Below are 25673 nucleotides of genomic sequence, written 5' to 3' on the forward strand. Positions count from 1 at the left end.
CTGGTCGGCCGCGGCGGCGGCCTTGTTGGCGTTGCCGGTGGCGCTGCGGGAGGCGGCTGCGGCGTCGGCGGCGGCGAGGGACGCCTTGCCCGCCTGCTCGGCCGCCTTGGCCGACCGCTTGGCCAGCTCGCCCGCCTTGCGCGCCTCGGCGGCCCGGTCGAGGGCGGCCTGTGCCTTGGTCTTGTCCTTGCTGGCGGCGTAGGCGGCGTTCGAGGCGCGGCTCGCGGCCTCCGCGGCGGCAGCCGCCGCGTTCGCGGTCTGCGCCGCGGCCAGCGCGGCGCGCCGGGCGGAGCGGTTGGCGGCGTTGGCCGCGCCGATGGCCTGCTGGGCGGCTTCGGCGGCGGCGCGGGCGGCGTCGGCTGCCTGGCGGGCCTTGACCGTGGCCCGGCCGGCGTCGTTCTTGGCGGCCTCGGTCTCCTTCGCGGCCCGTTCGGCGGCGTCCTCGGCGAGCGCGGCGGCGGCGATGGCCTTGCCCGACGCCTCCTCGGCCTTGTCGGTGGCCGCCTCGGCCTGCTTGCCCGCAGCCTCAGCCTGCTTCGTCAACTGGGCGATCGTGGCGTATTCCTGGTCGCGGTTGCGCGCGACGAACTGGCCGACCTCCAGGAACTCGACGATGTCGTCCGGGGAGCCCTGCAACGCCAGCTTGGCGGCGGCCTTCACGTTGGCCCCGCCGGTGTTGTAGAGCTTGGTGACCTCGACCCGGTCGTCCGTCTGCTGGGCCTTGAACTGACCGACGTCCAGGAACTGCTTGACGTCCTCCGCCGTGCCCAGGAGGGCCTGCCTGCCCGCGTCCTGGACGCCCGGACCGCCGAAGTTCACGACCTTGCTGGCCTCCACCCGCAGATCCTGCTCGTGCGGAGCCTTCCAGCCCTCGTCCAAGAAGGCCTCGATGTCGACCGGACCGCCTGCGAGTGCCTTCTTCGCGGCCTCCCGCACGCCCGGGCCGCCCGCGTTCACCACACGCGAGACGTCCACTCGGTCGTCTATCTGCTGGATGGTGGGCATATCGGTGAGGAACTGCTGGATGTCCTCGTCCGAACCCAGCAGAGCCTGTTCGGCCGCCTCCTTGATGCCGGTGCCTCCGGCCTCCCAGATCTCGACGACCTGGCTGCGGTAGGCCGGGGCGTAGGGATCCTCGGCGGCAACGGCAGGGGTGGCCCCGAGCAACCCCGCTGCCAGAGCGGCGGACAGGGTCGCCGAGCAGACGGCACGGCGGCCCGGTCTTGTGGACACCCCACTTCTGGGAAGGGTGTGACGTCGCCCCAGTCCTGCGGAGCGTGATGGTTGATTCACTGACAGTCCTTCGTCGATCAATGGCGCGCCCACGCGACACCGATCTCAGATGCCCGTAGGGAAATGACCGAGAAGTGCCCGTGGTGCAGCCCGCCCCGGAGGCGCCGTTGACGGCAGACGTGTCGTCAACGGCGCGGCATGGCGCCGCCGGTGACACGGGGGCGTATTTGCCTGGATCTTACATGTGCTTTACTTCGCTTCAACGAACTGATTACGGCGCCTTCATGTATGTGATGCGCGTGATACTCCCGGGAGGTCCTCATGGCGGTGATCGCTGCTCGAAGGCAGCCGCAGGGCGGTTGACCTCAGCCCTTGTGCTGGGCCTCGGCGCCATCGCGCTCGCGGGTCCCGGACCGAGCCCACGGCGCCCACGCACCCAGCGCCACTGCGACGGACGTGCCGGGCCTTGTCGAGCACTGCTTCGCCCGCGTCAAGGACTGGAGCATCAGGGACCTGCAGACCCCGCTGCGGGAGGCCGAGTCGCACCACGAACACGTCGCGGTCCCCGGAAGACCGTCACACCCGACTGGTCGTGGCTGCGCCCTCGACCGGAGAGTTCGCCGGACGCTCCGCCGTGCACGTCGGCGAACTGGTCGACGCCGTGTGGATCGCGACTCCGTCATCGAACTCCGGGTCGCTGCTCGGCGTCCGGCCGGCCTGCCCGGACGGCCGCGCGTCGTCCGTTCCGCGCGTGACCGGCTGACGAAGCTCCAACTGGTCGCCGGTGGCTTCGGCGTGACGGCGGTGCCGTCCAGCTCTCACCCGTGCTGCCGCCCGGGGTGAGCCTGCTGCGCGTCGACGGCGCCCCCGGGGATCCGCCGGATGCCCGTGGCACACCACCCCGGCCGCCCCCCCGAGATCCGCCGGAGGCTCGTGGCACACCTCCCCGGCCACCCCACCCCGGCGATCACGACCGCCACCCGAGCGATCACCTCGCCCCCCTGAACCGCCGCCAAGGGCGCGCACGCACGATCGCATGCGTCCCTCTTCCCTGACGGGAGGCACACACGGCCACCCTCTCGGTTGACCGACCGCCCTCAGCTGCCGTGTCCGAATCGGCTCGCGTGGAGGATGTGGCCATGGCGGCCCTGGTGGATGTCGGGTTCACGGCGGACCGTGACCACAGCCGCGTCGTCGTCCAGGCGTCCGCCTGCGTGGGCGAGGAGGTCGCGCCGGATGTGGTGCAACAGCGATTCCGGGCCGGCACCGTTCCACCGGGCGGCCCGTGCCTCGAAGGGGTAGAAGCCGCCGTCGCCGTCACGGGCTTCGATGACGCCGTCGGTGTAGAGCACCAGAATGTCACCGGGCTCGAAGGGAACCTCGTCGATCACGTACGACTCCGGTCCCGTCCCGCCGATCCCCAGCGGTGGCGCGGGGTGCAGGCTGGGGACGACGAGGTCGCTGTCGGGCCCGAGCAGCAGCGGCGGAGGGTGCCCGCAGCTGATCATGCGGGCGAGGTGACCGTCGTCGGGGAGTTCGAGCAGCAGCGCGGTGGCGAAGCGCTCACCCGTCTCCTCGATCGGCTCGAAGTCGGCCAGGTAGCGGGTCACGCTCTCTTCCAGGGCCGCGGCCAGGTCGGGCAGTGCGGTGTGCCGGTAGGCGGCCTCCCGGAAGGCGCCGAGCAGAAGGGCCGCCTCGCCGATCGCCGACAGACCCTTGCCCCGTACATCCCCGATCATGATGCGTACGCCGCTCATGATGCGGGTCGCCGCGTACAGGTCACCGCCCATCTGCGCCTCTTCCTCGGCGGCCAGGTACAGGCAGGCGATCCGTACCGGGCCGATCCGCTCCGGCAGCGGCCACAGCAGTACGTGCTGGGCGGCCTCGGCGACCGACCGCACCTGAGCCATCTGGCGCTGGCTCTGCTCGCGCACGGCGCAGAAGGAGACGATCATCGCCGACATCACGGCGAGGGCGAGGATCTGCACCAGCACGTTGCGTGAGAACAGCACGCCGAAGTGCCACCCGATGTACGTCTGGGCCGACACGGTCAGGAATCCGATCAGGCCGGTCAGCCGCGGTCCGGCGAAGGAAGCGGTGATCGCGGGAGCGATGACCAGAAGCGGGCCGAGATGGATGTCAGCCGGGACCACCTGGTCAACCACCGTGATCACCACGATGAGCACGACCGGGATCGACAGCAGCGCACGGCTGGACTGCCAGGGCTGCCGCACACTGGTCCAGCCCTTCCGGACATCCACGTGTTCCACAGTGCGCCCTGGGGGGCCCGTCTGACCACCGGAGGCGCCGGGGTCGCCTGACGCACCCGACCGCCGCCGCGAGAACGGGGCCTGCTCCCTCCACATGCCCGCTCGCCGCGGGCCGCTTCCGCGGACGCCGTCGCCCGGAGGGGTGTGACTCCGTGTGGGCGGCAGTCCTGTGCCGTCGGGCCAGGCCGTTCTTGACCTCAAGTGCACTTGAGGTAGGAGGCTCGCTGGCGCGGATAACCGCAGTACCGAGCCGTCTCTCCTTGGGGGTCCCATGCACGCCGTCCGTCTGCACGCCTTCGGTCCGGCCGAGAATCTGGTCCACGAGGAGGTCGCCGACCCGGTGCCGGGCCCCGGGCAGGCGCGGATCGCCGTAGCCGCCGCAGGGGTGCACCTGCTCGACGCCGCCGTTCGCGAAGGTCACCAAGGACCACTGCCCGAGCTGCCCAGCCTGCCGACGGTGCCCGGTCGGGAGGTCGCTGGAGTGGTGGACGCGGTCGGTGCCGATGTGGACGGCAGCTGGCTCGGCCGGCGGGTGGTCGCCCATCTGGGCATGGCGCCCGGCGGCTACGCCGAGCTCGCCGTCACCGAGGCCGAACGCTTGCACGGGCTGCCGGAGGGCCTGGACTTCGCCGCGGCCGTCGCCGCGATCGGCACCGGGCGCACGGCCCTGGGCATCGTCCAGTTCGCTGAGCCGGGCCCACGGGACGTGGTGATCGTCCCGGCCGCGGCCGGCGGCATCGGGACGCTGCTGGTGCAGTACGCCAAGAACGCCGGGGCGCTGGTGGTCGGGCTGGCGGGCGGTCCCGAGAAGACCGCCCGGGTGCGGGCGAACGGTGCCGATCTCGCCGTCGACTACACCGCCCCCGACTGGCCGGACGCGGTCCGCGCGTACCTCGGGGGGCGGGCGGCCACGATCGTCTACGACGGCGTCGGGGGCACCGTCGCCCGGGAGACCGTCGCCCTGCTCGGACCCGGTGGCCGGCACCTGGTCTTCGGCTGGTCCGCAGAGGGCATCGGTATGGGCCGGGGCTACTTCGTCGAGGGCGTCTCGCAGTCCGTCCTGGGTCCGGCGATGTTGCAGAAGGCCGGTGGCTTGCGCGCGTTGGAGCTGCGTGCGCTCGACGAGGTCGTCCGGGGCCGGCTGCGCCCGGCGGTCACCCGCTTCCCGCTCGCGGAGGCCGCCGCCGCGCACCGCGCCCTGGAGCGGCGCGGCACGGTCGGCAAGGTGGTGCTGGAACCCTGAGACCCCGGCCGCCCCCGGCATACGGTCAGCGGGGGGACGGCTGGTCCCGGCGTCGCAGCGGAAGAGGCCGGAGAGCGTCGGTGGCCGTCAGCGGGAGTGCGTCCCCGGCGTATGGCCGAACGCACGGCGGAACACGTCGATGAAGGCGCTGGTGGACGACCACCCGCACCGGTTGGCGACCTTGGTCACCGGCGTCTTCTCGGCCAGCAGGACGAGCGAGTGGTGGAGCCGCAGCTGGGTCCGCCACTGGGGGAACGTCATGCCGAGGTCGTTGCTGAAGAGCCGGGAGAGCGTACGGTCGCTCGCTCCGACTTCCCGCCCGAGTTCCGACAGCGTGCGGCTGTCCGACGGGTCGTCGTGCAGGAGGTCGCAGACCCTGCGCAGCACAGGGTTGTTCGGTGTGGGCAGATGCAGGGGCTGCTGCACCGAGATCCGCAGCTGGTCGAGGAGCACCGCGCGCAGCCGCGTCATCTCCGGAGCGCCGTCGTCGTCGGTGCCGGTGTAGGCGATGATCAGCTCGCGCAGCAGCGGGCTCACCGCGAGCACGGTGGGGGCGTCCAGGCGCAGCGGGTTCTCCCACGCCGGCAGGCCCACCAGGTGCAGTTCGAGATCGCCGTGCGCCTGGTGGGCGTGGACGGTACCGGCCGGGACCCAGATGGCGCGGGTCGCCGGAGCGACCCAGGAACCCGCGCTGGTGGTGACGGACAGCAGGCCCCGGCCCGCGTACACGATCTGGTGCTCGTCGTGCCGGTGGGCGTCGATCTCCGCACCGGACGCGAGCCGTTGGGTGCGGGTGGGAGCTATGGGTTCGTGGCGGACTTCAGTCATTGTCTGGCAGATTATCGGAAGCGCGACCTGGTGGGGAGCGCAGACGATGACGAGGTGCGAAGAAACTCCTCGATCACACTGCTGTCCATCGGCCATGCGTGCGTCGACATCTACCAGGGGGCCGTGGCCTCGCTCGTGCCGTACTTCGTCGCCGAGCGCGCCTACAGCTACGCCGCCGTGTCGGGCATCGTGCTCGCGGCCTCCGTGCTCTCGTCGGTGGCGCAACCGGTGTTCGGTGTGCTGACCGACCGCTGGGCCATGCCGTGGCTCCTGCCCCTCAGCACCCTGCTGGGAGGCGTCGGCATCGCGCTGAGCGGAGTGGGTGACTCCTACACCCTGACGCTGGCGGTGGTCGCGGTGTCGGGGGTTGGCGTGGCCGCCTACCATCCGGAGTCCGCCCGGGTGGCCCGGCTCGCCAGCCGAGGCAGTCACAGCGCGATGGCGTGGTTCTCCCTGGGCGGCAATCTCGGTTTCGCGCTGGCTCCGGTCATGGTGGCAGCCGTGGTCGCCACCGGAGGGCTGCGCCTCACGCCGCTGCTCGTGGTTCCGGCCGTCATCGGCACGGCGGTGTGCCTGCCCGTGCTGCGGGCGCTGGGGGCACGACAGACCGGTGCCGCCGGCAAGACGGTGGAAGCCGGGGACGACACCTCCTCGTTCATACGGCTGTCGCTGGCCGTGGTGTGCCGCTCCATCGTCTTCATCGGCCTGAGCACGTTCATCTCGTTGTACACGGCCCAGCGGATGGACGGCAGCAAGGCCGCGGGCACGGCCGCACTCTTCCTGCTGTACATCGGGGGTGCGGTGGGCAGCGTGCTGGGCGGTTCACTGGCCGGCCGTTGGGACCGGGTGACCGTTTCCCGGTGGTCCTACCTGCTGACCGCCGGATCGGTCGCCGGCCTGGTGTTCGTACCCGGCCCCGCGCTCTACCTGTTCGTCGTGCTGACATCGGCCGGGCTGTACATCCCGTTCTCACTGCAAGTCACGCTCGGCCAGGACTACCTGCCCTCCCGGGTCGGGACCGCCAGCGGCATCACGCTCGGCCTCACGGTGAGCGTGGGCGGCCTGGTCAGCCCGCTCATCGGCACTGTCGCCGACAAGACCTCGCTGCAGACCGCCCTGGCCCCGCTCATCCTCATGCCCGTACTCAGCTGGCTGTTGTTCCGTACGCTGCCCGAACCCGCCGTGCCGTCGTCACCGGACGCGGCGCCGAAGGGGGAAGACGCCGATGTCGTACACTCTCCCGCCCAGCCCGGTTCCCGCTGACGAACCGAGAACCCGTACCCGCCCGGACGGCGGCGCCGGTGACCCGCCGGGGCCGGCGCACCGGGGGGAGGGGTGCCCGTTGCGCGCCTGGGGCTGCACGGCCCCGGTCGACGAACCGAGGTGGCGTCTGCTGTCCGCCCACTCGACCTCGCGCGGCGAGGTCGAGTACTGCAAATGTGACTGCAGTGCCATTGTGATGCTCTGTCAGGGTGAAGTAACCGCCCTCACCGCCCTTCAGTCCGACGGTACTCGACGAGAGCCGTGAATGGCGGGGGGCTTAACCGATTCGCCTCGGTCCCCGTTCAAACATCAAAATGATCACACCGGGAGATCTCGGAATGTGAGAACTTCCGTCACCTCCCAGGTGAGACAAAACTATGCGCGAACTTTCCCTGATTTCCAGGTGAGACGAAAACGGACGCGCTTTGACGGCTCCAGGTCGACACGAAGTGGCCGGAGCCATCACTTTTCCCTGCCCGCACAGTGCCTACTCTGTGCTTCCCCGGCCGGTTGGTCACAGATGAGAAACAGCCAGGCGTCTTGATTTCCATCTGGTTACGGCAGATATTCGGTACGTATGTTGTCGCTGCAACCGTGGCGCATATGCCGCCGGTTTGCCAGGACGGACGGTAGACGACCTAGGGGGAAGTATGCGTGTCAGCATGTGTGCGGCAGGTCAACTGTACGATGCCTCGGCCAAGGTGGATGGCACGTGGGAGCCGGTCCGGGCGCGGCTCGGACTTCTGGGCCCCTTGCGGCTGAAATCCGACGAAGTGGATGAACCCGTCAGTGTGGCTCCCAAAATACGCACGGTTCTGGCCATGCTGGCCATGCACCCGGACCAGGCCGTGCCGGTCTCCGTGCTGACCCGCGAACTCTGGTCCGAGGACCCGCCGGTGACCGCCGCGCGGACCCTCCAGACGTACATCCTCAACGTGCGCAAACTGCTGGCCAAGGCCGTCGGCCTGACGTCGGCGGACATCGCGGACCAGGTGCTGGTCACCCAGGACAACGGCTACAGCCTGCGCAGTCGCGGACTGCGGTTCGACTGGGTCGACTTCCTGCAGTCGGCCGACCACGGCCGTGCGAGCCTGCGGGCCGGCGACAGCGACACCGGGATCAGGGAACTCGAGAAAGCGCTGGGTATGTGGCGCGGCAGCGTCCTCTCGGACGTACCCACCGGCGCGGTTCTGGAGGCACGCCGTCTGATGTTGGACGAGTGCCGACTGGACACGATCGAAGCACTGATCGACGCCCGGATAGAGGCCGGTGCGCACCAGCGGGTGATCGCCGAACTCGCCTCACTGACCAGCGAACACCCATTTCACGAGGGACTGCACGCCCAGTACATGCGTGCCCTCGCGCTGAACGGACGCCGTGCCGCGGCACTGGAGGTGTTCGTCCGTCTGCGCTCCCGCCTGATAGAGGAGATCGGAATCGAGCCGGGCTACCCGTTGCACGAACTCCAGCGGAAAATCCTGAACTCGCATACGGTGGCGCACGCTTCACTGTCCGTCAACTGAAGCGATCCGGTATACGGGTTGATCGCCCGCTCGTCGGCCTGCGCGCGCATTCCGCCGGTGCTGGGCGGCTCCTGATCGCAGACATCCGGATCGCGGTACGGACGCGATCACCGGAGATCCCGAAGGACCGGCCCGCCGGGGACATCACCGGTTGATTCGGGCTGCACTGTTTCGGCCCCGCCGACTTGGCCGGCGGGGCCGAAGTGCTGCCAAGCGGCGATAACGGGCCGGAGCGCGGCGCCGGGGGGAAATCGCGCGGCCGGCCGGCGGTCCGACACCGCCCCGGCATGGCGGTCCGACACCGCCCCGGCATGGCGCCCCGGACGGTCGCGCGACCAGCGTGGCGGGCGATGCCACCAGGATCTTGAGTGTTTCTCGTCATCAGTCTCGACAGGCCGATGTCACTGTGAATGTGCAGGGGCAAGGCCCCCTCGCGCACCCCGCCGCCGCAGCACTCGCGCGGCCGGAGCACGCTCTCGCCCGGTTCTCGCCGACCGGGTCTCATCCGTTCGAAGGGACGCACATGGCCGGCTGGAGGGGACGTCCGACCGGGCCGACGCGACTTCGCCGCAATCGGCGCAGGTCGGCGGGGCGTGTCCGTATCTCGGCGGGGGTGCCGGCCCTCGGGTCGTCGGTGGGGAACCGAACCACGAGCCATCACCACCGGAACATTTCCGCACCACCCGCTCCGTCGGTCCCCACCCCCCTCAGCGCGGATCGGTGCCGGTCCACGCTGATGAACGGAAGCGAAGACAACTCATGACGGTCATCACCGCGGCGCACGAACTCCTCGACAGCGACGTCTACATCGATCTGCGGGCCAGCCTGGGGCTCCCGCTGCACCTCAAGTGCGAAGGCTTCAACTTCGCGGGCTCGATCAAGATCCAGCCCGCCGCCCAGATGGTCGAGGCCGCGCAGCGCGACGGCCTGATCGGACCGGACTCCGTCCTCATCGAGTCGTCCTCCGGGAACCTCGGGGTGGCGCTCGCCGTGATCGCGGCTTCCAAGGGGCTCGGATTCATCTGCGTCACCGATCCCAACTGCAACCCGGCCACCACGGCGCTGATCCGGGCCCTCGGCGGTGAGGTCGTCGTCGTGGACGAACCGGACGCCTCCGGCGGCTTCCTGGCCGCCCGCAAGGACTACGTCCGGAACAGCTGCGCGCAGCACCCGAACCACGTGTGGCTCAACCAGTACGAGAACCCAGCCAACTGGATCGCGCACTACGAGACCACCGCCGCCGTCATCGCCAAGGACTTCCCCGACCTCGACGTCCTCTTCGTCGGAGCGGGGACCGGCGGCACCCTCATGGGCTGTGCCCGCTACTTCCGCGAACACCGGCCGGGAACCCGCATCATCGCGGTCGACAGCGTGGGCTCCGTGAGCTTCGCCGGCACTCCAGGGGCACGGCACATACCCGGGCTCGGGGCCAGCGCGCCGATGCCGCTGATCGACCCCGGCCTGGTCGACGAGGTCATCCGGATCCATGAGGTCGACACCATCCACACCTGCCGCAGGCTCGCCGCCTGCGGCCTCCTCCTCGGGGGTTCCTCCGGAACGGTGATCAGCGCGGCCGCACAGTGGTTCGCCCAGCACCGCGGCACGGTGCAGACGGCCGTGGCCATCGCGCCGGACCTCGGAGAGCGCTACCTCAACACGATCTACAACGACACATGGGTCAGCCATCACTACGGTCAGGACGACCTGCACAAGATTCTGGAGACATCTTGAGCGACCAGGCCAGCATCCCCCAGTTCTGCGTCATCCCCGGCAGCCGTGTGCACCAGGTGCTGGACGGACGGCAGCGAGAGGTCATCGATCTCGTCGAAGCCGCCTACCGCCTGCACGGCGAGGGCCGCACGATCAATCCCCCCTCGTACTTCCTGCGCTTCCCCGACCGGCCCAGCTCCCGCATCATCGCGCTGCCGGCGTCCGTCGGCGGCAGCCGGCCGGTCGACGGCATCAAATGGATCTCCAGCTTCCCCACCAACCTCGACCGTGGCATTCCCCGTGCCTCCGCGGTGCTGATCCTCAACGACCCCGTCACCGGTTACCCGTACGCCTGCCTGGAGAGCTCGATCATCAGCGCCGTGCGTACGGCGGCCTCCGCCGCGGTCGCGGCCCGCGCGCTCGGCGCCGACCGGCCCGCGCCCCGGCGCGTCGGCTATCTCGGCACCGGCCTCATCGCGCGGTACGTGCACTCCTACCTCTCCGCACTGGACCGGACCCCCCAGGAGATCGCCGTCCACGACACGTCGGCCGAGTACGCGCACGCCTTCGCCGACCACCTGAACCAGCGGCCCGACGGCGCACCGGTCCGGGTACTGGACTCGGCGGAGGAGCTGGTCCGCTCCTGTGACGTCATCGTCTGCGCCACCACGGCGGCCACGGCGCACCTGCTCCGACCGGCCTGGTTCGCCCACCACCCGCTGGTCCTGCACGTCTCGCTGCGCGACCTCGGCACGGACGTCATCCTCGACAGCTGCAACGTGGTGGACGACGTCGAGCATGTCCTCCAGGCGAACACCTCCGTCCACCTGGCCGAACAGCACACCGGCGGACGCGACTTCCTGGACGGCACGCTGTACGACGTGCTCACCGGCGCCGTGAAGGCACCGGCCGACCGCACGGTGGTCTTCTCCCCGTTCGGACTGGGCGTCCTCGACCTGACGGTAGGTGAGCACGTGCACGCCCGAGCCCTCGAGAACGGCTGGCTGACACCGGTCGACGGCTTCTTCCACGACCTCGACCGGCACAGCGCCCCGCAGGCCGGGAGGGGACGACGATGACGACCGTCCCACCGGAGACGACCCCCGCGACGGTGCGGGCCGAACTGCCGCTCACTCCCGGCGCCGCGGCCCGGGCCCGGGAACTCGCCCTGCACCACGTGTGCGCCTGCGACAACGCGACCGCCCTGCTCGACCACGTCATCGGCCACGCCGAGCGGGCCCCCGAACGGCCGGCCGTCGTCGACGGCGAGCGGACCCTGAGCTACCGGGACCTGCTCGGCCGTGTCTCGGTCATCCGGGACGCCCTGCGCGCCGCCGGAGTGGGGGCCGGCGACGTCGTCGCCGCGGCCGGTGCGCGCAGCGCCGAGACCCCGGCCGTCTTCCTCGCCCTGGAGGCCCTGGGCGCTTCGTATCTGCCGCTCGACCCGAACTGGCCGGAGATCAGGGTCCGGGACGTGCTCGGCCGCAGCGGGGCCAGGCTGCTTCTGGACTACTGCGGCGAGGGCGCCACCGCGCACGCCGCGCGGGCGGCAGCCGCCGCGACGAGGACGACGGTGCTGTCGGTGCCGGCCGGGAGCGAGGGCGGCACGCCCCTGGAACCCAGCGGCGACCGTTCCCACGAGGCCCGGTACACGATCTTCACGTCGGGCACCACCGGACGCCCCAAGGGCGCCACGGTCGAACACCAGGGCATGCTCAACCACCTCTGGGCCAAGGCGACCGACCTGGCACTGGGGCCGGACGACGCGGTCGCGTTCACCGCCCCGCTGGTCTTCGACATCTCCGTCTGGCAGATGCTGTGCCCGCTGCTCGTCGGTGGCCGCGTGGTCGTGGTCGGCGATGACGCCATGCGGCTTCCGCGCTGGCTCATCGACGCCCTCGACACCGCAGCCGTCACCGTCGTGGAACTCGTCCCCACCGTCATCGGATGGCTCGTGAGCGACCTGACGCGCACCGGCGGAGGCGGACTCCCCGCACTGCGGTGGCTCCTGTCCACAGGAGAGGAGCTGTACCCGGCCGTCGCCGAGGGCGTGCCGCCCACCCTGCCACACGTGTCCCTCGTCAACGCCTACGGACCCACGGAGTGCTCCGACGACGTGACACACCACGTGGTGACGCCCGCCGACCTCGCCCGGCCCCGGTTGCCCGTGGGCCGCCCCGTCGCCAACACCGCGCTGTACGTCCTGGTCCAGGACACGGACCACACCCGCTGGCGAGCCGCGGAACCGGGGGAGAGCGGTGAACTGTTCGTCGGCGGCACGGGCGTGGGCCTCGGCTACCTCAACGATCCCGCCACCACCGACCGAGCCTTCTTCCACGACCCCTTCGACCCGGACTCCGCCACCGGCCGCCTGTACCGGACCGGTGACCTGGCGCGGGTCGACGACGGACTGCTGTACTACCTCGGCCGCAGCGACCGGCAGGTCAAGGTGGCAGGTGTCCGCATGGAACTCGGCGAGATCGAGGTCGTGCTGAGCCGGCACCCGGCCGTGGAGCAGTGCGCGGTCGTCGTCTCCGGCGAGGCCGAGCACGGCGAACTCGTCGCTCACTACAGCCTGCGGAGCCGGGTGCCCTCATCGGTGCTGCAGGACGCGCTGAGCGCGGCCTTGCCGACCGCGATGGTGCCCCGGCGCTGGCGGGAATGGGACAAGCTGCCCCTCACGCACAACGGGAAGATCGACCACCGCTCGCTCGCTGTCGACCGGAATGAGGCATCATGACGACCGCGACGACGAAGACCACCTCACCGGAGCCGTCCGCGGCCGCGACCGGCATAGCCGAGCGCGTCGCCTCCGTGGCCCGGGTGGCCGAAGAACACCTGGAGCGGACCGACCGCGACGCCGTCTTCCCCGAGCACGCTCTCGCCGAGATGCGCCGCACGGGCCTGCTGGGGCTGCTCGTGCCGGCCGAGTACGGCGGCTGCGGAGGCACACTCACCGATCTCGTCGACGCCTCCATGACCCTCGGCCGTACCGACATGTCCGTGGCCATGATCCTCGCCATGCACTGCCAGCAGTCCGAGGCGGTCATCCGGTACGCCGCCTCTCCGCTCCGCGAGGAACTGCTCACCCGACTCGCCGCAGGGGAACTGTACTTGGCCTCGGTGACCACCGAGCCCGGCAAGGGCGGACACCTGTTCCGCTCGTACGCCCCCCTGCGCGAGGCCGACGACACCCTGGAGATCGACCGCGCCGCCCCCATCGTGACGGGCGGCACCGTGGCGGACGGCTTCCTCATCACCATGCGCAGCCCGCACGCGACCGCCGACCACCATGTCTCCCTGGTCTACGCCCACCGGCACCAGCTGCGTGTCGAGGGCGACGGTGTGTGGTGCCCCATGGGCATGCGCGCCAGTCACAGCGTTCCCCTGACCCTCAAGGGCACCGTTCCCGGGCACCAGGTGATCGGTGAACACGGCGCGTTCCACCGCATCGCCCAGTCGGTGTTCGGCCCGCTCGCCCATCTCGGCTGGTCGGCGGCGTGGCTGGGCACGGCGGCCGGAGCCCTGTCCCGTGTCCTGCGGCTGCTGCGCGACCCGGCCGGCCGCAAGAGCTTCGACCTGGGCTCGCAGCTGCTGATGACCCGGATATCCCGGGCGAGACAGCGACTCGACACGGTCCACGCCCTGCTGCGCCGCACCGAGGCACTCGTGGCCGGCGGCGCCGACCTCGCCGGCGCGAACAGCCAGCTTCTGCTGAACGGCCTGAAGATCACCGCTGCCGAGGAGTGCCACCGCGCCGTCGAGGACCTCATCGACGCCGTCGGTCTGCGGCACGGCTATCTCCAGAACTCACCGACCCGGCTGGAGAAGGCACTGCGTGACCTGCGGTCCGCGGCACTCAACTACAGCAACGACCGGCTCCACCTCGCCGACGGACAGCTGTGTCTGCTCGACCCGGAGGTCCGTTTCGCCTGATCGCGAAGAGGCCCCGTACCGCTTTCGGCCCACCAGCAGCCCGATCACTTTCCCGAATTGCGCTCGCCCTTTGGTGACCCCTTTTCCGTGCGGAGTCACGGGGATGTGGAAAGTCATTGTCCGGCTGCGAGGCGACTGCTAGCTTGAAATTCATTCCGCCCCCATCGCCGCAGAGGATCATTTATGCCTGAAAACGCTCAGCCCGGTTCGACGGAGAACTGGAGCGCTGCCCTGCGCTACATAGCCGGACGGAAGAGCGCCGAGGAATCCCTCGGGTTCCTCGCGCACATCAGCACCACCATCCAGCAGACCGCGGAGCCCGAAGAGGTCGTGCCGGCGGTGGCCAGGGCATGCGTCCCTTTCCTCGCCTCCGCCGTCTCCGTGGGCGCGCCGGCCACCCACTCCCAGCTCGTCGTCCAGTCACCCACCGAGTACTCCTCGGCGCTGGAGGCGGTGCGGGGCCTCCTCGCCGAAGCCGGTGCCGACAAGCTCGTGATCAGCGAGCACGAGGGTCTGCTGAAGAAGTCCGACCCGGGTCACCTCTCGCTGCTGAGCCAGTGGCGGGCCACGTCGGCCGTCGCCCTGCCCCTGGCCTACCGGGGGGTGCGCGGCGGGCACCTGGTCGTGCTGCGCGGTGAGGGCCACCGGCGCGGACCGATCAGCCCCGGCGACCTGGCGCTCGTCTCCGAGGTGGCCGACCGGGTCGCGGCGTTCAACGCCTTCGCCACACAGCCCGCCGGCTCGGACGCCCGGCGATGACGGCGACCTGGCAGGACGTGCGCTCCTGGATCCTGCGGCGCAACCCCGACCTCGCCGAGGGCGACCTCGACCCGGAGACCGACATCATCGAGTCCCGGATCGTCGATTCCCTGCAGTTCGTGGAACTGGTGCTCTTCGTCGAGGAACTGCGCGGGGAAATGATGCAGTCGACGGATTTCGACCTCGATTCCTTCCGCACCCTCAAGGACATCGAAAAGAATTTCCTCACCGTATAGCCGCGGGAAGTCGAAATACGCGAGGGAGGTGGTACGATGAATGAACAGGCCGTCGTGGTGCAGGGAAAACTGCACGGTGCGACCGATGCGGTGGTTTTCCTGCCGCCTGCCGGCAGTGTCGCCTCTCCGTTCTTCCCGGTGGGCGAACATCTGCCGCAGAATCTGCCCGCTCTCCACTGCGAACTGCCCGGACGAGGCCGGCTGGCGCACGACACCGCGCCCTCGTCCGTCTCCGCCGCCGCGGACCGCTGGGCGGGCGACCTCACCGCTCTGCTGCCGTACGGGCGGCGACTGCACCTGTTCGGACACAGCCTCGGGGCCCTGCTCGCCTACGAGCTCGCGGTCAGGCTCGAAACCCACCCGCAGTTCACGATCGCGGGCCTGTCCGTCTCCGGCGCCCAGGACCCCGGCAGCACTCCGCGCACCGCCGTGGCCGCGGCCTTCGAGGCCCTGCACCGCGGCCGGCCGGCCGGCGCCCGCGACGCCGGCGACGAAGCCAACTGGCTGGCACAGGACCTGCGGATGCGGCGCGGACACCACGTCACCCGGCGGACGGTCCGCGCACCGCTCGCACTGTTCTGCGGCGACAGCGACCCCTTCGCCCGGCCCGCGGACATGGCGCAGTGGGCCTCCTTCACCACAGGCCCGCTCCTCGGAACGTTCACCTTTCCCGGCGGACACGACTACTACGTCTCCGGCCGGGCCGCCGTAGCCACCACCATCACGGACCTCGCGGCTCGTTGCCGAGGCCCCCTGCACACCCCGACCCGACCCACACATGAAGGAGTCGACCATGACGGTTGATCACCCGAGCGCGCCCACCATCGAGCAGCTGATCGACGTCGTCGGCAACAGCTCGGTCGGCATCACGGTCACCGACCGCTCCGGTGCCGTGCTGCTGCACAACAAGGCGCAGTCCGTCCTCATGCACGGAGAGGCCGACCACCTCCGGGGACGGATCCTGACCGACGGCGAGGACGCCCTCCCGGGCCTGCTGGCGCAGCTCGAGGAGAACGGCCGGTTCGAGAACGTCCGCGTCACCTACCAGAGCGCCGACGGCACGCAGAGCCATCTCTCCGCGGTCAACGCCGTGGTCGCCGGCGCGGGTGACCAGAGCCGCATCCACTGGGTCAGCCGCCCGGAGCTCGGGGAACGGCTGCCGGTGTCCAACACCAGCACCGAGAACCCCACGTCCGACGCCGCCGCGTGGATCCGCGCGGTCAACGAGCGGGCCACCCCCGTCCTGACGCCGAACAAGGAACACGAGTCGGTGCTCCGCGAGTTCTACGAGCTGGCCCCGGTCGCGATCCACCTCATCGGAGTCAACGGCCAGGTCATGCACGCCAACCCGACCGATGTCGCCCTCGTCGAGTACAGCGCCACGCCGGGCGAGTACGTCGGCCAGCACATCCGCAAGATCTACGAGGACCAGGGACTGCTGGACGACTTCCTCTCCCGCTGGGACGAAGACTCACCGATCATCAACTTCCGCGCCAACTTCGTCACCCGGGACGGCGCCCCCAGGCCGGTGCTGATCTTCTCGACGGCACAGGCGGCCGGGGGCCACGTCTCCAACACCCGCTGCTTCGTCTTCAACGACCCGGAGCCGCAGCGCGAGCGCGACACCGTCAGCGCCTTCGGCTGGCCGGCCTGACCTCCCGGCGGGAGGGAGCCCGGACCCGTCCCGGGCTCCCTCCCGCACCACTCCGACCCGACCCTTCCTGGGGGTGACCGTGTCCAAGGTGCTCGTGATCTCGGGAAGCCCCTCCCCGACATCCAAGACCGAACTCGTCGGCGACTACGTGGCGCGTCGACTGGCCGAGAACGAATGGCACGCCGGCCATCTGAAAGTGCGAACCCTCCCCGCCGAACCGCTGCTCCGCGCGGACACCGCACATCCGCGGATCGCCACGGCCCTGGACCAGGTCGCCCGGGCCGACGGCATCGTGTTGGCCACACCGACGTACAAGGCGAGCTTCTCCGGACTGCTGAAGACCTTCCTCGACCTGCTGCCCCAGCACGGCTTCACGCACAAGGTCGTACTACCACTGGCCACCGGCGGCAGCACCGCGCACGTGCTCGTACTCGACTACGCACTGCGCCCCGTGGTCCACTCGCTCGGCGCCCGGCATGTCGTACAGAGCTTCTTCCTCCTCGACACGCACATGACCCGGGACGACGACGGCCCGCACATCCGGTCCCAGAGCACCGGAATGCTGGACGACGTCATCGAACAGTTCCGCAAAGCCCTGGTCGCCCCGTTCTGAGGGGCCCGCCGAGCCCGGCCGCCCCGACACCACGGCACCCCGCCCCCGCCCCGGACACCGCCGTCCCGGTCCCACGTCACCCAGGTCTGCGTCCGACCCGTCGGCGCAGTCGAGGTATTCACACCATGGCTGAGAAGATTCTCAAGGGCACCTGGCTGACCGGCTGGGACCCCGAAGACGAGGACGCCTGGCGTCGAAGCGGTCACCAGGTGGCCCGGCGCAACCTCGCCCTGTCCATCCTCTGCGAGCACATCAGCTTCTCGGTATGGACCCTGTGGTCCGTCCTCGTACTCTTCATGACCCCGGAGATCGGGCTGGCCTTCGACCCCGGTGAGAAGTTCCTGCTGGTGGCCACCCCCACCGTCGTGGGTGCACTGCTGCGCCTGCCCTACAGCCACGCGGTCACCCGCTTCGGCGGACGCAACTGGACCGTGTTCGCGCTGCTCCTGCTGCTCGTCCCCACCCTGCTCGCCCTCTACTTCATCCGGCAACCCGGCACACCCCTGTGGGTGTTCCTGCTCATCGGCGCCCTGGGCGGCGTGGGCGGCGGGAACTTCGCCTCGTCCATGACGAACATCACCGCCTTCTTCCCGCAGCGTCACCAGGGCTGGGCCCTGGGACTCAACGCCGGAGGCGGCAACCTCGGCGTCGCCGCGGTCCAGCTGCTCGGCCTCGCCGTGATCCACACCGCCGGGCGCGACCACCCGGAGTACGTCGCGGCGGTCTACCTGCCGCTCATCCTCCTCGCGGCAGCCCTGGCGGCACGGCTGATGGACAACGTCGACGCCGTACGCACCGTCCCCGGCGCCCAGCGCGAGGCCGTGCGCCGCGCGGACACCTGGTGGATCTCCCTGCTCTACGTCGGCACGTTCGGGTCCTTCATCGGCTTCGGTTTCGCCTTCGGACTCGTCCTGCAGAACGAGTTCGGCGCCTCACCCGTGCAGGCGATGGGGTACACCTTCCTCGGGCCGCTCCTCGGCTCCCTCTCCCGGCCCGTCGGCGGCCGGCTCGCCGACCGGCTGGGCGGGGCACGCGTGACCCTGTGGACCTTCCTCGCCATGGGCACCGGCACCCTGGTGCTGATCATCGCGGCCCGCACCGGCTCCTTCGGACTGTTCGTGGCCGGATTCAGCGCCCTGTTCCTGCTCAGCGGACTCGGCAACGGCTCCGCGTACAAGATGATCCCGGCCGTCTTCGCACGGCGAGCGGAGAACGAGGTGACCAGCGGCCACGACGCCACGCAAGCCTTCGCCCGGGCCCGCCGGCTGTCCGGTGCGGCCATCGCCGTCGCCGGCGCCGTCGGCGCACTCGGCGGCGCGGCCATCAACCTGGCGTTCAAGGCGTCCTACGCGGACGGCTCCGGCTCCGGGACACCCGCCTTCCTCACCTTCCTCGGCTACTACGCCATGTGCGTCCTGATCATCCGGTTCGTCTACCTCAGGCGGACCCCGACGCGCGCCACCGCACCCGGAGACGTACGGGAGGCCAGCCGTGCCTAGCCCGCCGCCCACCCCGACGACCGAGACGCACTGCCCCTACTGCGCCCTGCAGTGCGGCACCCGGCTCACCGGCGACCGCGCCGCGGCGGTGACGGTCGAACCCGCCGACTTCCCGGTCAACCGCGGCCGGCTGTGCCACAAGGGCTGGACCGCGCCCGAGGTCCTCGCGGCCACCGACCGACTGCGCACACCGTGGGTGCGAGGCCGCGACGGCCGGCTCCTGACCGCGTCCTGGGACAGTGCGCTGGACACCGTCGCGGAGGGCCTGGACCGCATACGGACCCGGCACGGAGCCGACGCGCTGGCCGTCTTCGGCGGCGGCGGCCTCACCAACGAGAAGGCGTACCTCCTCGGCAAGTTCGCCCGCCTGGCACTGGGCACGAGCAACATCGACTACAACGGCCGGTTCTGCATGTCCTCCGCCGCCGCCGCCGGGAACGACGCCTTCGGCGTGGACCGCGGGCTGCCCTTCCCCGTCACGGATCTCGCCAGGGCACGGACGGTGCTCCTCGCCGGAGCCAACGTCGCCGAGACCATGCCCCCGCTCATGCAGCACCTGGACAAGGCCCGGCTGATCGCCGTGGACCCGCGGTACAGCGCCACCGCCCGCCGCGCCACCGTGCACCTGCAACCCGCGCCCGGCACCGACCTCGCCCTCGCACTCGGGCTGCTGCACCTCGCCGCCACCGAGGGACTCGTCGACAAGGCGTACGTCGGCCGACGCACCAGCGGCTTCGAGACGGCGATGAGCCGTGCCGCCGACTGGTGGCCCGAGCGTGTCGAGGCCGTCACCGGCGTACCCGTGCAGACACAGCGCACCGCCGTCCACCTGCTCGCCGACAGCCCCGACACCTACATCCTCACCGGCCGCGGCGTCGAGCAGCACCGGCAGGGCACGGCCACCTCGGCCGCGTTCATCAACCTCGCGCTCGCCCTGGGCCTGCCCGGCACCCCGCGCGGCGGGTACGGCTGCCTGACCGGCCAGGGCAACGGCCAGGGCGGACGCGAGCACGGGCAGAAGTCCGACCAGCTGCCCGGCTACCGCTCGCTGACCGATCCCGCGGACCGCGCCCACGTCGCCGGCGTCTGGGGGGTACCGCCCGGACGGCTGCCCGGCCCCGGAAGACGCGCCTACGAACTGCTCGACGCGCTCGGCGAGGACCACGGGCCCCGGGCACTGCTCGTGGTGGGCTCCAACCCCGTCGTCTCCGCACCCCACTCCGCGCACGTCACCGGACGCCTGGCCGCGCTCGACCTGCTGGTCGTGGCCGACTTCGTCCCCTCCGAGACGGCGCGCATGGCGGACGTCGTCCTCCCGGTGACCCAGTGGGCCGAGGAGGAGGGCACCCTGACCAACCTGGAAGGCCGAGTCCTGCGCCGCCGCGCCCTGCTCAGCCCCCCTCCGCTGGTCCGCAGCGACCTGGACGTCCTCCACGACATCGCCGTACGACTCGGTGAACCGGCCGAGCGCTATCCGACCGAGCCACGAGAGGTCTTCGAGGAACTGCGAGCCGCGTCCCGGGGCGGGCGCGCGGACTACTCCGGCATCACCTACGACCGCCTGGACGCCGGGGAGGCCCTGCACTGGCCCTGCCCGGACACCGAACACCCGGGTACCCCCCGGCTGTTCCTGGACCGGTTCGCCCACCCCGACGGCCGTGCCCGCTTCGCCGACGTCGAGCACGACGGCCCCGCCGAGGACACCAGCGCCCGCTACCCGGTCCACGCCACCACCGGCCGCATCCTCGCCCACTACCAGTCCGGCGCCCAGACCCGGCGCGTCACGGAACTCTCCGCGACCGCACCCGAGCCGTTCGTCGAGGTCCACCCGGACACGGCGGCCCGCTTCGGCCTGGCCGACCAGGAGCTCGCTCGCGTCACCTCGCCACGAGGTGGCATGATCGCCCGGGTCCGGCTCGATCCCACCATCCGCCCGGACACCGTGTTCGTCCCGTTCCACTTCACCGGGGACGGCCGCGCCAACCTGTTCACCCACCCCGCCCTGGACCCGCGCAGCGGCATGCCCGAATTCAAGGTCAGCGCCGTCCGACTCGACCCCCTGCCGGAGTGACGACGTGAGCGACGTCCTCGTCATCGGATACGGCTCCGCCACCCACCAGCTGCTGCGCAGGCTGCGGCACCACGGCCACTCGGGCACCGTCACCGTGCTGTCGGCCGAACACCGCCCGCTCCCCAACCGGCCGCTGCTGACCACGGTACTGGCGGGCCGGCTCGACCCCCGCGTGCTGCGCCCGGCTCCCGCACCCGGTGCCCGTGTGCTGACCGGCGCGGTCGCCACCGCCATCGACCCCGCGGCCCGCGTCGTGCACGCCCGCCACGGGGACACCGTCACCGCCCACCCGTACGACGTCCTCGTCCTGGCCACGGGCGCCCGCCCCGTGATCCCCGCCATCTCCACCACCATGGGCCGGGACGGAACGCTCCCGCCCGGTGTCACCACACTGCGCCGGGCCGCCGACTGCGACCGGATCCGGGGTGAGCGTGCCGTGGTACTCGGCGGCGGCCCGCTGGGAGTCGAGACGGCGAGCGCGCTGGCCGCGCGCGGCACCGCGACCACGCTGGTCTGCGCCGGCCCCCACCCGCTGCACGACCGCCTCGGTGACACCTGCGCGGGGCTGCTCACCGAGCGGCTCCGGGCCGCCGGGGTCACCGTCCTCGGCGGACGCACCGTCGTACGACGTGAACCGGGCCGCGTGGTGCTGGACGACGGCACCGAGGCGGCGGCCGACAGTCTCGTGCTGTGCACCGGCGTGGAACCCGAGGTCGGCCTCGCCCGTGCCGCCGGGATCAGGGTGCACCACGGGATCGTCGTGGACGACGCGCTGCGCACCAGCGACAGCCGCGTCCACGCCATAGGGGACTGCGCCGAGCACGCGGGGCGGGCGGTGGCCGGCCACGAGTCCGCGCTCGCACAGGCGGACACGCTCGCCGCGGTGCTGACGGGCCGTGCGACGGCGCACCCGCCCGCCCCCGCCATCCTGCGCCTGCGCACCCATGCCGTGGACGTCGCCTGCGTCGGTCCGCTCGCCGCGTTCGGACGGCACGGCATCCGGACCGTCGGACTGTTCGACCCGGCGGGCGGCCGCTACGCCCGCCTGGCGCTGGACGGCGACCGCATCGCCGCCGCCGTCCTGCTCGGCTTGCCGGAAGCGATCGCCACCATCGGTCACCTGTACCGGCGCGGACTGCCGGTACCCTCCGACCGGCCGGGCCTCCTGCTGGGCATCCGGCCGCAGCCCGGCCCGGCGGCGGCTGCCGACCCGGCCGACGCCGTGGTCTGCCTGTGCAACCACGTCTCCCGGCGGCAACTGGCCGACGCCTGGGAGCTGGGCGCCCGGACGGCGCCCGAGCTGGCCCGGGCCACCCGCGCGACCACGGGCTGCGGCAGCTGCGTGACGCGGGTGGAGCGGCTGTGCGCGGACCTGGCCGACGCGGCGGAACGGAAACTGGAGCCGACGCCATGACCTCCACCCTGATCGTGATCGGACACGGCATGGTCGGCCACCGGCTCGTGGACACGCTCCGCGCGCTGGACCGGACCCGGCGGTGGCGGGTGATCGTACTGGGTGAGGAAGGGGAGCCGGCCTACGACCGCGTGCGACTCTCCGCCTACCTGGGGTGCCGCAGCCGGGCACGACTCAGCCTCGCCAGCCGTGAGTTCCTCACCGATCCGCGGATCGAGGTGCGCCCGGGAGTGGCGGCCGTCCATGTCGACCGCAGGGCCCGCACGGTACGGACGGCCGACGGCGACGTGATCGGATACGACGCGCTGGTGCTGGCCACCGGCTCGCGTCCCTTCGTCCCGCCCGTGCCCGGCCGCGACCTCGGCAACTGCTTCGTCCAGCGGACCCTGGACGACGCGGACGCCCTACGCGCCGCGGTCCGGCCGGGGCGGCCCGCGGTCGTCGTCGGCGGTGGCCTCCTGGGACTGGAGGCGGCACAGGGCGTGCAGTTGCTGGGGATGCGGCCCCACCTCGTCGAGGCCGCGCCGCACCTGATGCCGGCACAGCTCGACGCCGAGGCCGCCCACGTCCTGCGGGACGGCGCCGCCCGCCTGGGCATGGGACTGCACTGCGGGACCACGGTCGCGTCCGTGGACGCCGGAGCGGACGGCACGGTGCGGTCCGTCACCCTCGGCGACGGCACCGTGCTCGACGCCGAACTGGTCGTCTTCGCCGCCGGGGTCCGCCCCCGGGACGACTTGTCGATCGACCCCGCCCTGCGGCTCGGCGACCGCGGGGGATTCCTCACCGACGCCCTCTGCCGGACCGCGGACGACCGCATCTGGGCGGTGGGGGAGTGCGCGGCCCTGCTCGGTCGATGCCACGGCCTGGTCGCACCCGGCTACCGGATGGCGGAAAGCGTGGCACGTCAGCTGACCGGCCATCCCACGGAGCCGCCCGGCGACATGGACACCTCCACCGAGCTGAAACTGCTCGGCGTCCACGTGGCGACGTTCGGAAGCACTTCGGGGGAGGCGGGCACCGCCGCGGAGATGACGTTCCGGGAAGGAACGTCCCGTTACGCCAAGGTCTTCCTGCGCCCGGACACAGGAACCCTGCTCGGTGGCATCCTCGCGGGCGAGACCGGCTCCCGGGCCGACCTGGCCGCACTGGTCGGCCGGCCACCGACCCCCGACCTGGAGCGCGTGCTGTTCCCCGACCCGCCGCTCCCGTAACCGGTCCGACCGGCGCGGCTCACGGTTCCGACACCCACCACCGTCCCGTCCCGGCGTCTCGGCCGGGAAGTGTCACCGTGTCAGTTCGGTGGCCAGGAGATCCATCAGGAGGCCGTCGTGCCAGGTGCCGTCCTGGCCGCGCTCGTACTGCCGCATGATGCCGACCGGCCGGAACCCGACCTTCTCGTAGCAGCGGATCGCCGCGGCGTTGTCGGCGGCCGGGTCGATGACGAGGCGGTGGTAGCCGTGATCGTCGACGAGGTGGCGGGCCAGTGTGCGTACGGCGTCGGTGCCCAGTCCGCTGCCGTGCACGGCCGGATCGAGGAAGATGTCGATACCGGCGTGCCGGTAGTCGGGCTCCTCCTCGGAGTACCACTGGATCATCCCGACGATCCGCTGCTGGTGGTGGACCGTCAGACAGTTGCAGTCGGGGTCTTCGAGGTCGGCGGCGATGTCGGCCCCGAGATCGTCTCCGCCCCTCCAGCGGGCGCGTACCTCGTCGGTGGCCCGGATGAGCGCCAGGGCGGGGACGTCCTCGGCGCGGGTGGGGCGGATGACGACGAGGGCCCCCTGCAGCACGGTCATGACCCGCGCACACTACGGGACGGGGTTCCGGCCGCGCGCGCCGGTGGCGGTGCGGAGGTCGGTGGCGGTGCGGAGTTCGGCGGTGAACTGGGCGCCGGCCAGGAGGGCGAGGTTGGACAGCCACAGCCAGATGAGGAAGACGACGATGCCGGCGAGGGAGCCGTACAGGTGGCTGTAGGTGCTCAGCTGGGAGGTGTAGAGGGCGAAGCCGGCGGAGACGGTCAGCCACAGGGCGGCGGCCAGGACACCGCCGGGCAGGCTGTGACGGCGTCCACGTGCCGGGGCGGGCCCGGTGTGGAAGACGACGACGACGAGCAGGGCCACCAGGCACAGCAGCAGCGGCCAGCGGGCCAGGTCCCAGATCGCGGGCACGATGCCGCCCAGGTGCAGCAGGCGGCCGAGCGTCTGGGCGATCGGGCCACTCAGCAGCAGCAGGAGGGCGCTCATGACGAGGAGAGCGAGCAGCGCCAGCGCGGTGGCCAGGATGCGGTGGGCCTTGCGCCAGGGCGAGCGCTGGTCGGGCAGGCGGTGCATACGGTGCAGGGCACGACGGAAGACGGCGAGGTAGCTGCAGGCCGACCACAGGGCGCTGCCCGCGCCCGCTGCCAGTATCGACAGGGTGGCGGTGTGCGGGGTGAGCACGCGGGCGAGCAGGTCGTGGAGTTCGGCTCCCGACTGGCCGGGGGCGTAGTGGGTCACCTGCGCGATGAACTCCTCGGCGGTGCCTGGACTGATGAGTCCGAAGGCGAGAACGGTGACGAGCAGCGTCGGCAGCACGGTCAGGATGGCGTAGTAGGTCAGGGCAGCCGCGTAGTCGGTGATGTCGTCGTCCCACATCGCCACCGGGGTTCGGCGCAGGGCGGCCCACCAGGTCCGGTCGGCGTGGCCCGTCCGGCGGGCCGAGATCTTCTGCAGGTCAGCGGACATGCGACATCCCGTGGGTGCGGCTGGTGGGGCGCCTGCGCGTACGAAGGGTGCTCGGAGCGATCGCCCGGTCGGCTTTCCACCGGGCGGGCAGCTCCCCGGCGGACCGGGTGCGGGTGGATGCCGGCCACACCCCGCCGAACAGCAGGATCAGGTCGATCGCCGGCGAAGCGGCGCGGTCGGAGGCCGTACGGTACTCGGTCACACCTCTCACCTTCCCTGCGAACACGGGTCTGTGCCTCCGGGCCGGATCGCGCGGGCGGAGTGCCGGGGCGCCGCCAGCAGGTCCTTGCAGCGGTGCCGGGGAAGCCGGTCGTTCCGGCGGTGCCGGGTGCACGCCGTGGAAAGGACATGTCGGTCGTTCCGGCGGTGCCGGGGACATGCCGTGGAAAGGACGCGTCGGTTGTTCCGGCGGTGCCGGGGACGTGCCGTGGAAAGGACATGTCGGTTGTTCCGGCGGTGCCGGGACACGCCGGTCGCCGTCGTTGCGGTGCGGGCCGGGGGCCGCTTCGTAGCATGACCCGATGATCGTGTCCGATGAGCAGGGTCACCAGCGGCACGGGCCACGCACGGCGAAGCAGACTCGTCGCCGGCTCGTTCTCGCACTGGCCGGGAGCCTGGTCGCGGTCGGGGTGCTCGTCGCCGGACTCGCATCGTGCGACGGCCGCGCGGGGTCCGGGCCGTGGCCCGCCGGTCCC

22 protein-coding genes and 1 pseudogene are annotated in these 25673 nt (G+C 71.4%); 17 read left to right on the forward strand and 6 right to left on the reverse strand.

The annotated features are described in order from the left end of the window. A pseudogene (locus GT045_RS09270) lies at positions 1-1233 on the reverse strand (hypothetical protein); the annotation flags it as partial. Positions 1234-1825: 592 nt separating this feature from the next. On the opposite strand from GT045_RS09270, the gene GT045_RS38825 reads away from it, so the two are divergent. After that, the gene (locus GT045_RS38825; RefSeq protein WP_202527639.1) at positions 1826-1996 is read left to right on the forward strand and encodes a hypothetical protein; all 171 of its coding nucleotides are present in this window, start codon (positions 1826-1828) and stop codon (positions 1994-1996) included. A 334-nt stretch (positions 1997-2330) separates the two neighbouring features. Here the strand turns inward: GT045_RS38825 and GT045_RS09280 are convergent, their stop codons facing one another. Continuing rightward, positions 2331-3494 (reverse strand): PP2C family protein-serine/threonine phosphatase, encoded by a 1164-nt coding sequence (locus GT045_RS09280; RefSeq protein WP_345942594.1) that lies wholly within the window; start codon positions 3492-3494, stop codon positions 2331-2333. 280 nt (positions 3495-3774) lie between these two features. Between GT045_RS09280 and GT045_RS09285 the strand changes: the two genes are divergently transcribed. Continuing rightward, entirely contained in the window at positions 3775-4746 is a 972-nt protein-coding gene (locus GT045_RS09285; protein WP_161333870.1) for a zinc-binding dehydrogenase, read from the forward strand. 87 nt (positions 4747-4833) lie between these two features. Here the strand turns inward: GT045_RS09285 and GT045_RS09290 are convergent, their stop codons facing one another. Next, positions 4834-5574, reverse strand: a complete 741-nt coding sequence (locus GT045_RS09290) for a helix-turn-helix transcriptional regulator (protein ID WP_161290129.1) — start codon at positions 5572-5574, stop codon at positions 4834-4836. 54 nt (positions 5575-5628) lie between these two features. Here GT045_RS09290 and GT045_RS09295 point away from each other — a divergent pair, with 54 nt between their 5' ends. From GT045_RS09295 to GT045_RS09365, 15 genes are all read left to right on the forward strand, one after another. After that, on the forward strand, positions 5629-6837 hold the full coding sequence (locus tag GT045_RS09295; RefSeq protein ID WP_161333871.1) for an MFS transporter: 1209 nt from the start codon (positions 5629-5631) through the stop codon (positions 6835-6837). Between the two features lie 662 nt (positions 6838-7499). Further along, a complete protein-coding gene (locus GT045_RS09300) occupies positions 7500-8360 on the forward strand; it encodes an AfsR/SARP family transcriptional regulator (protein ID WP_272926845.1) in 861 nt (286 codons plus the stop codon). A 759-nt stretch (positions 8361-9119) separates the two neighbouring features. Further along, the gene (gene sbnA, locus GT045_RS09305) at positions 9120-10091 is read left to right on the forward strand and encodes a 2,3-diaminopropionate biosynthesis protein SbnA (RefSeq protein WP_161333872.1); all 972 of its coding nucleotides are present in this window, start codon (positions 9120-9122) and stop codon (positions 10089-10091) included. Then, on the forward strand, positions 10088-11149 hold the full coding sequence (gene sbnB / locus GT045_RS09310) for a 2,3-diaminopropionate biosynthesis protein SbnB (protein WP_237538482.1): 1062 nt from the start codon (positions 10088-10090) through the stop codon (positions 11147-11149). The genes sbnA and sbnB overlap by 4 nt, the downstream gene beginning before the upstream one ends. Further along, a complete protein-coding gene (locus tag GT045_RS09315) occupies positions 11146-12810 on the forward strand; it encodes an amino acid adenylation domain-containing protein (protein WP_161294098.1) in 1665 nt (554 codons plus the stop codon). The genes sbnB and GT045_RS09315 overlap by 4 nt, the downstream gene beginning before the upstream one ends. Beyond that, entirely contained in the window at positions 12807-14006 is a 1200-nt protein-coding gene (locus tag GT045_RS09320) for an acyl-CoA dehydrogenase family protein (RefSeq protein ID WP_161333874.1), read from the forward strand. Before GT045_RS09315 ends, GT045_RS09320 begins: the two co-directional genes overlap by 4 nt. A 183-nt stretch (positions 14007-14189) precedes the next feature. Next, a complete protein-coding gene (locus GT045_RS09325) occupies positions 14190-14765 on the forward strand; it encodes a hypothetical protein (protein ID WP_161294095.1) in 576 nt (191 codons plus the stop codon). After that, complete coding sequence (locus tag GT045_RS09330) at positions 14762-15001, forward strand: acyl carrier protein (protein ID WP_161294093.1); 240 nt, start codon at positions 14762-14764, stop codon at positions 14999-15001. The genes GT045_RS09325 and GT045_RS09330 overlap by 4 nt, the downstream gene beginning before the upstream one ends. A 36-nt stretch (positions 15002-15037) precedes the next feature. Then, positions 15038-15805 carry an alpha/beta fold hydrolase gene (locus GT045_RS09335; RefSeq protein WP_161333875.1) on the forward strand — a complete coding sequence of 256 codons (768 nt, stop codon included), beginning with the start codon at positions 15038-15040 and terminating at the stop codon, positions 15803-15805. Next, complete coding sequence (locus GT045_RS09340) at positions 15795-16655, forward strand: PAS domain-containing protein (RefSeq protein ID WP_161333876.1); 861 nt, start codon at positions 15795-15797, stop codon at positions 16653-16655. The genes GT045_RS09335 and GT045_RS09340 overlap by 11 nt, the downstream gene beginning before the upstream one ends. Positions 16656-16728: 73 nt before the next feature. Further along, a complete protein-coding gene (gene ssuE, locus GT045_RS09345) occupies positions 16729-17268 on the forward strand; it encodes an NADPH-dependent FMN reductase (protein ID WP_345942595.1) in 540 nt (179 codons plus the stop codon). A gap of 125 nt (positions 17269-17393) precedes the next feature. Next, positions 17394-18767 carry an MFS transporter gene (locus tag GT045_RS09350; protein WP_161333877.1) on the forward strand — a complete coding sequence of 458 codons (1374 nt, stop codon included), beginning with the start codon at positions 17394-17396 and terminating at the stop codon, positions 18765-18767. Continuing rightward, entirely contained in the window at positions 18760-20838 is a 2079-nt protein-coding gene (locus GT045_RS09355) for a molybdopterin oxidoreductase family protein (protein WP_161333878.1), read from the forward strand. The genes GT045_RS09350 and GT045_RS09355 overlap by 8 nt, the downstream gene beginning before the upstream one ends. Positions 20839-20842: 4 nt before the next feature. Next, a complete protein-coding gene (locus tag GT045_RS40670) occupies positions 20843-22252 on the forward strand; it encodes an FAD-dependent oxidoreductase (RefSeq protein ID WP_161333879.1) in 1410 nt (469 codons plus the stop codon). Further along, positions 22249-23466: an FAD-dependent oxidoreductase gene (locus tag GT045_RS09365; RefSeq protein ID WP_161333880.1), complete on the forward strand. Its 1218-nt coding sequence runs from the start codon at positions 22249-22251 to the stop codon at positions 23464-23466. The genes GT045_RS40670 and GT045_RS09365 overlap by 4 nt, the downstream gene beginning before the upstream one ends. 72 nt (positions 23467-23538) lie before the next feature. Here the strand turns inward: GT045_RS09365 and GT045_RS09370 are convergent, their stop codons facing one another. From GT045_RS09370 to GT045_RS09380, 3 genes are read right to left on the reverse strand one after another with little or no spacing between them, the layout of a single operon-like run. Next, complete coding sequence (locus GT045_RS09370) at positions 23539-24051, reverse strand: GNAT family protein (protein ID WP_161294080.1); 513 nt, start codon at positions 24049-24051, stop codon at positions 23539-23541. 12 nt (positions 24052-24063) lie between these two features. Continuing rightward, complete coding sequence (locus tag GT045_RS09375; RefSeq protein WP_237538483.1) at positions 24064-24978, reverse strand: YihY/virulence factor BrkB family protein; 915 nt, start codon at positions 24976-24978, stop codon at positions 24064-24066. Beyond that, positions 24968-25180 (reverse strand): hypothetical protein, encoded by a 213-nt coding sequence (locus tag GT045_RS09380; RefSeq protein WP_161333881.1) that lies wholly within the window; start codon positions 25178-25180, stop codon positions 24968-24970. Before GT045_RS09380 ends, GT045_RS09375 begins: the two co-directional genes overlap by 11 nt. Positions 25181-25673: the final 493 nt, after the last annotated feature.

Origin of the sequence: Streptomyces sp. SID486 (assembly GCF_009865385.1) — a bacterium.
In the GTDB taxonomy this organism is placed as follows: domain Bacteria; phylum Actinomycetota; class Actinomycetes; order Streptomycetales; family Streptomycetaceae; genus Streptomyces.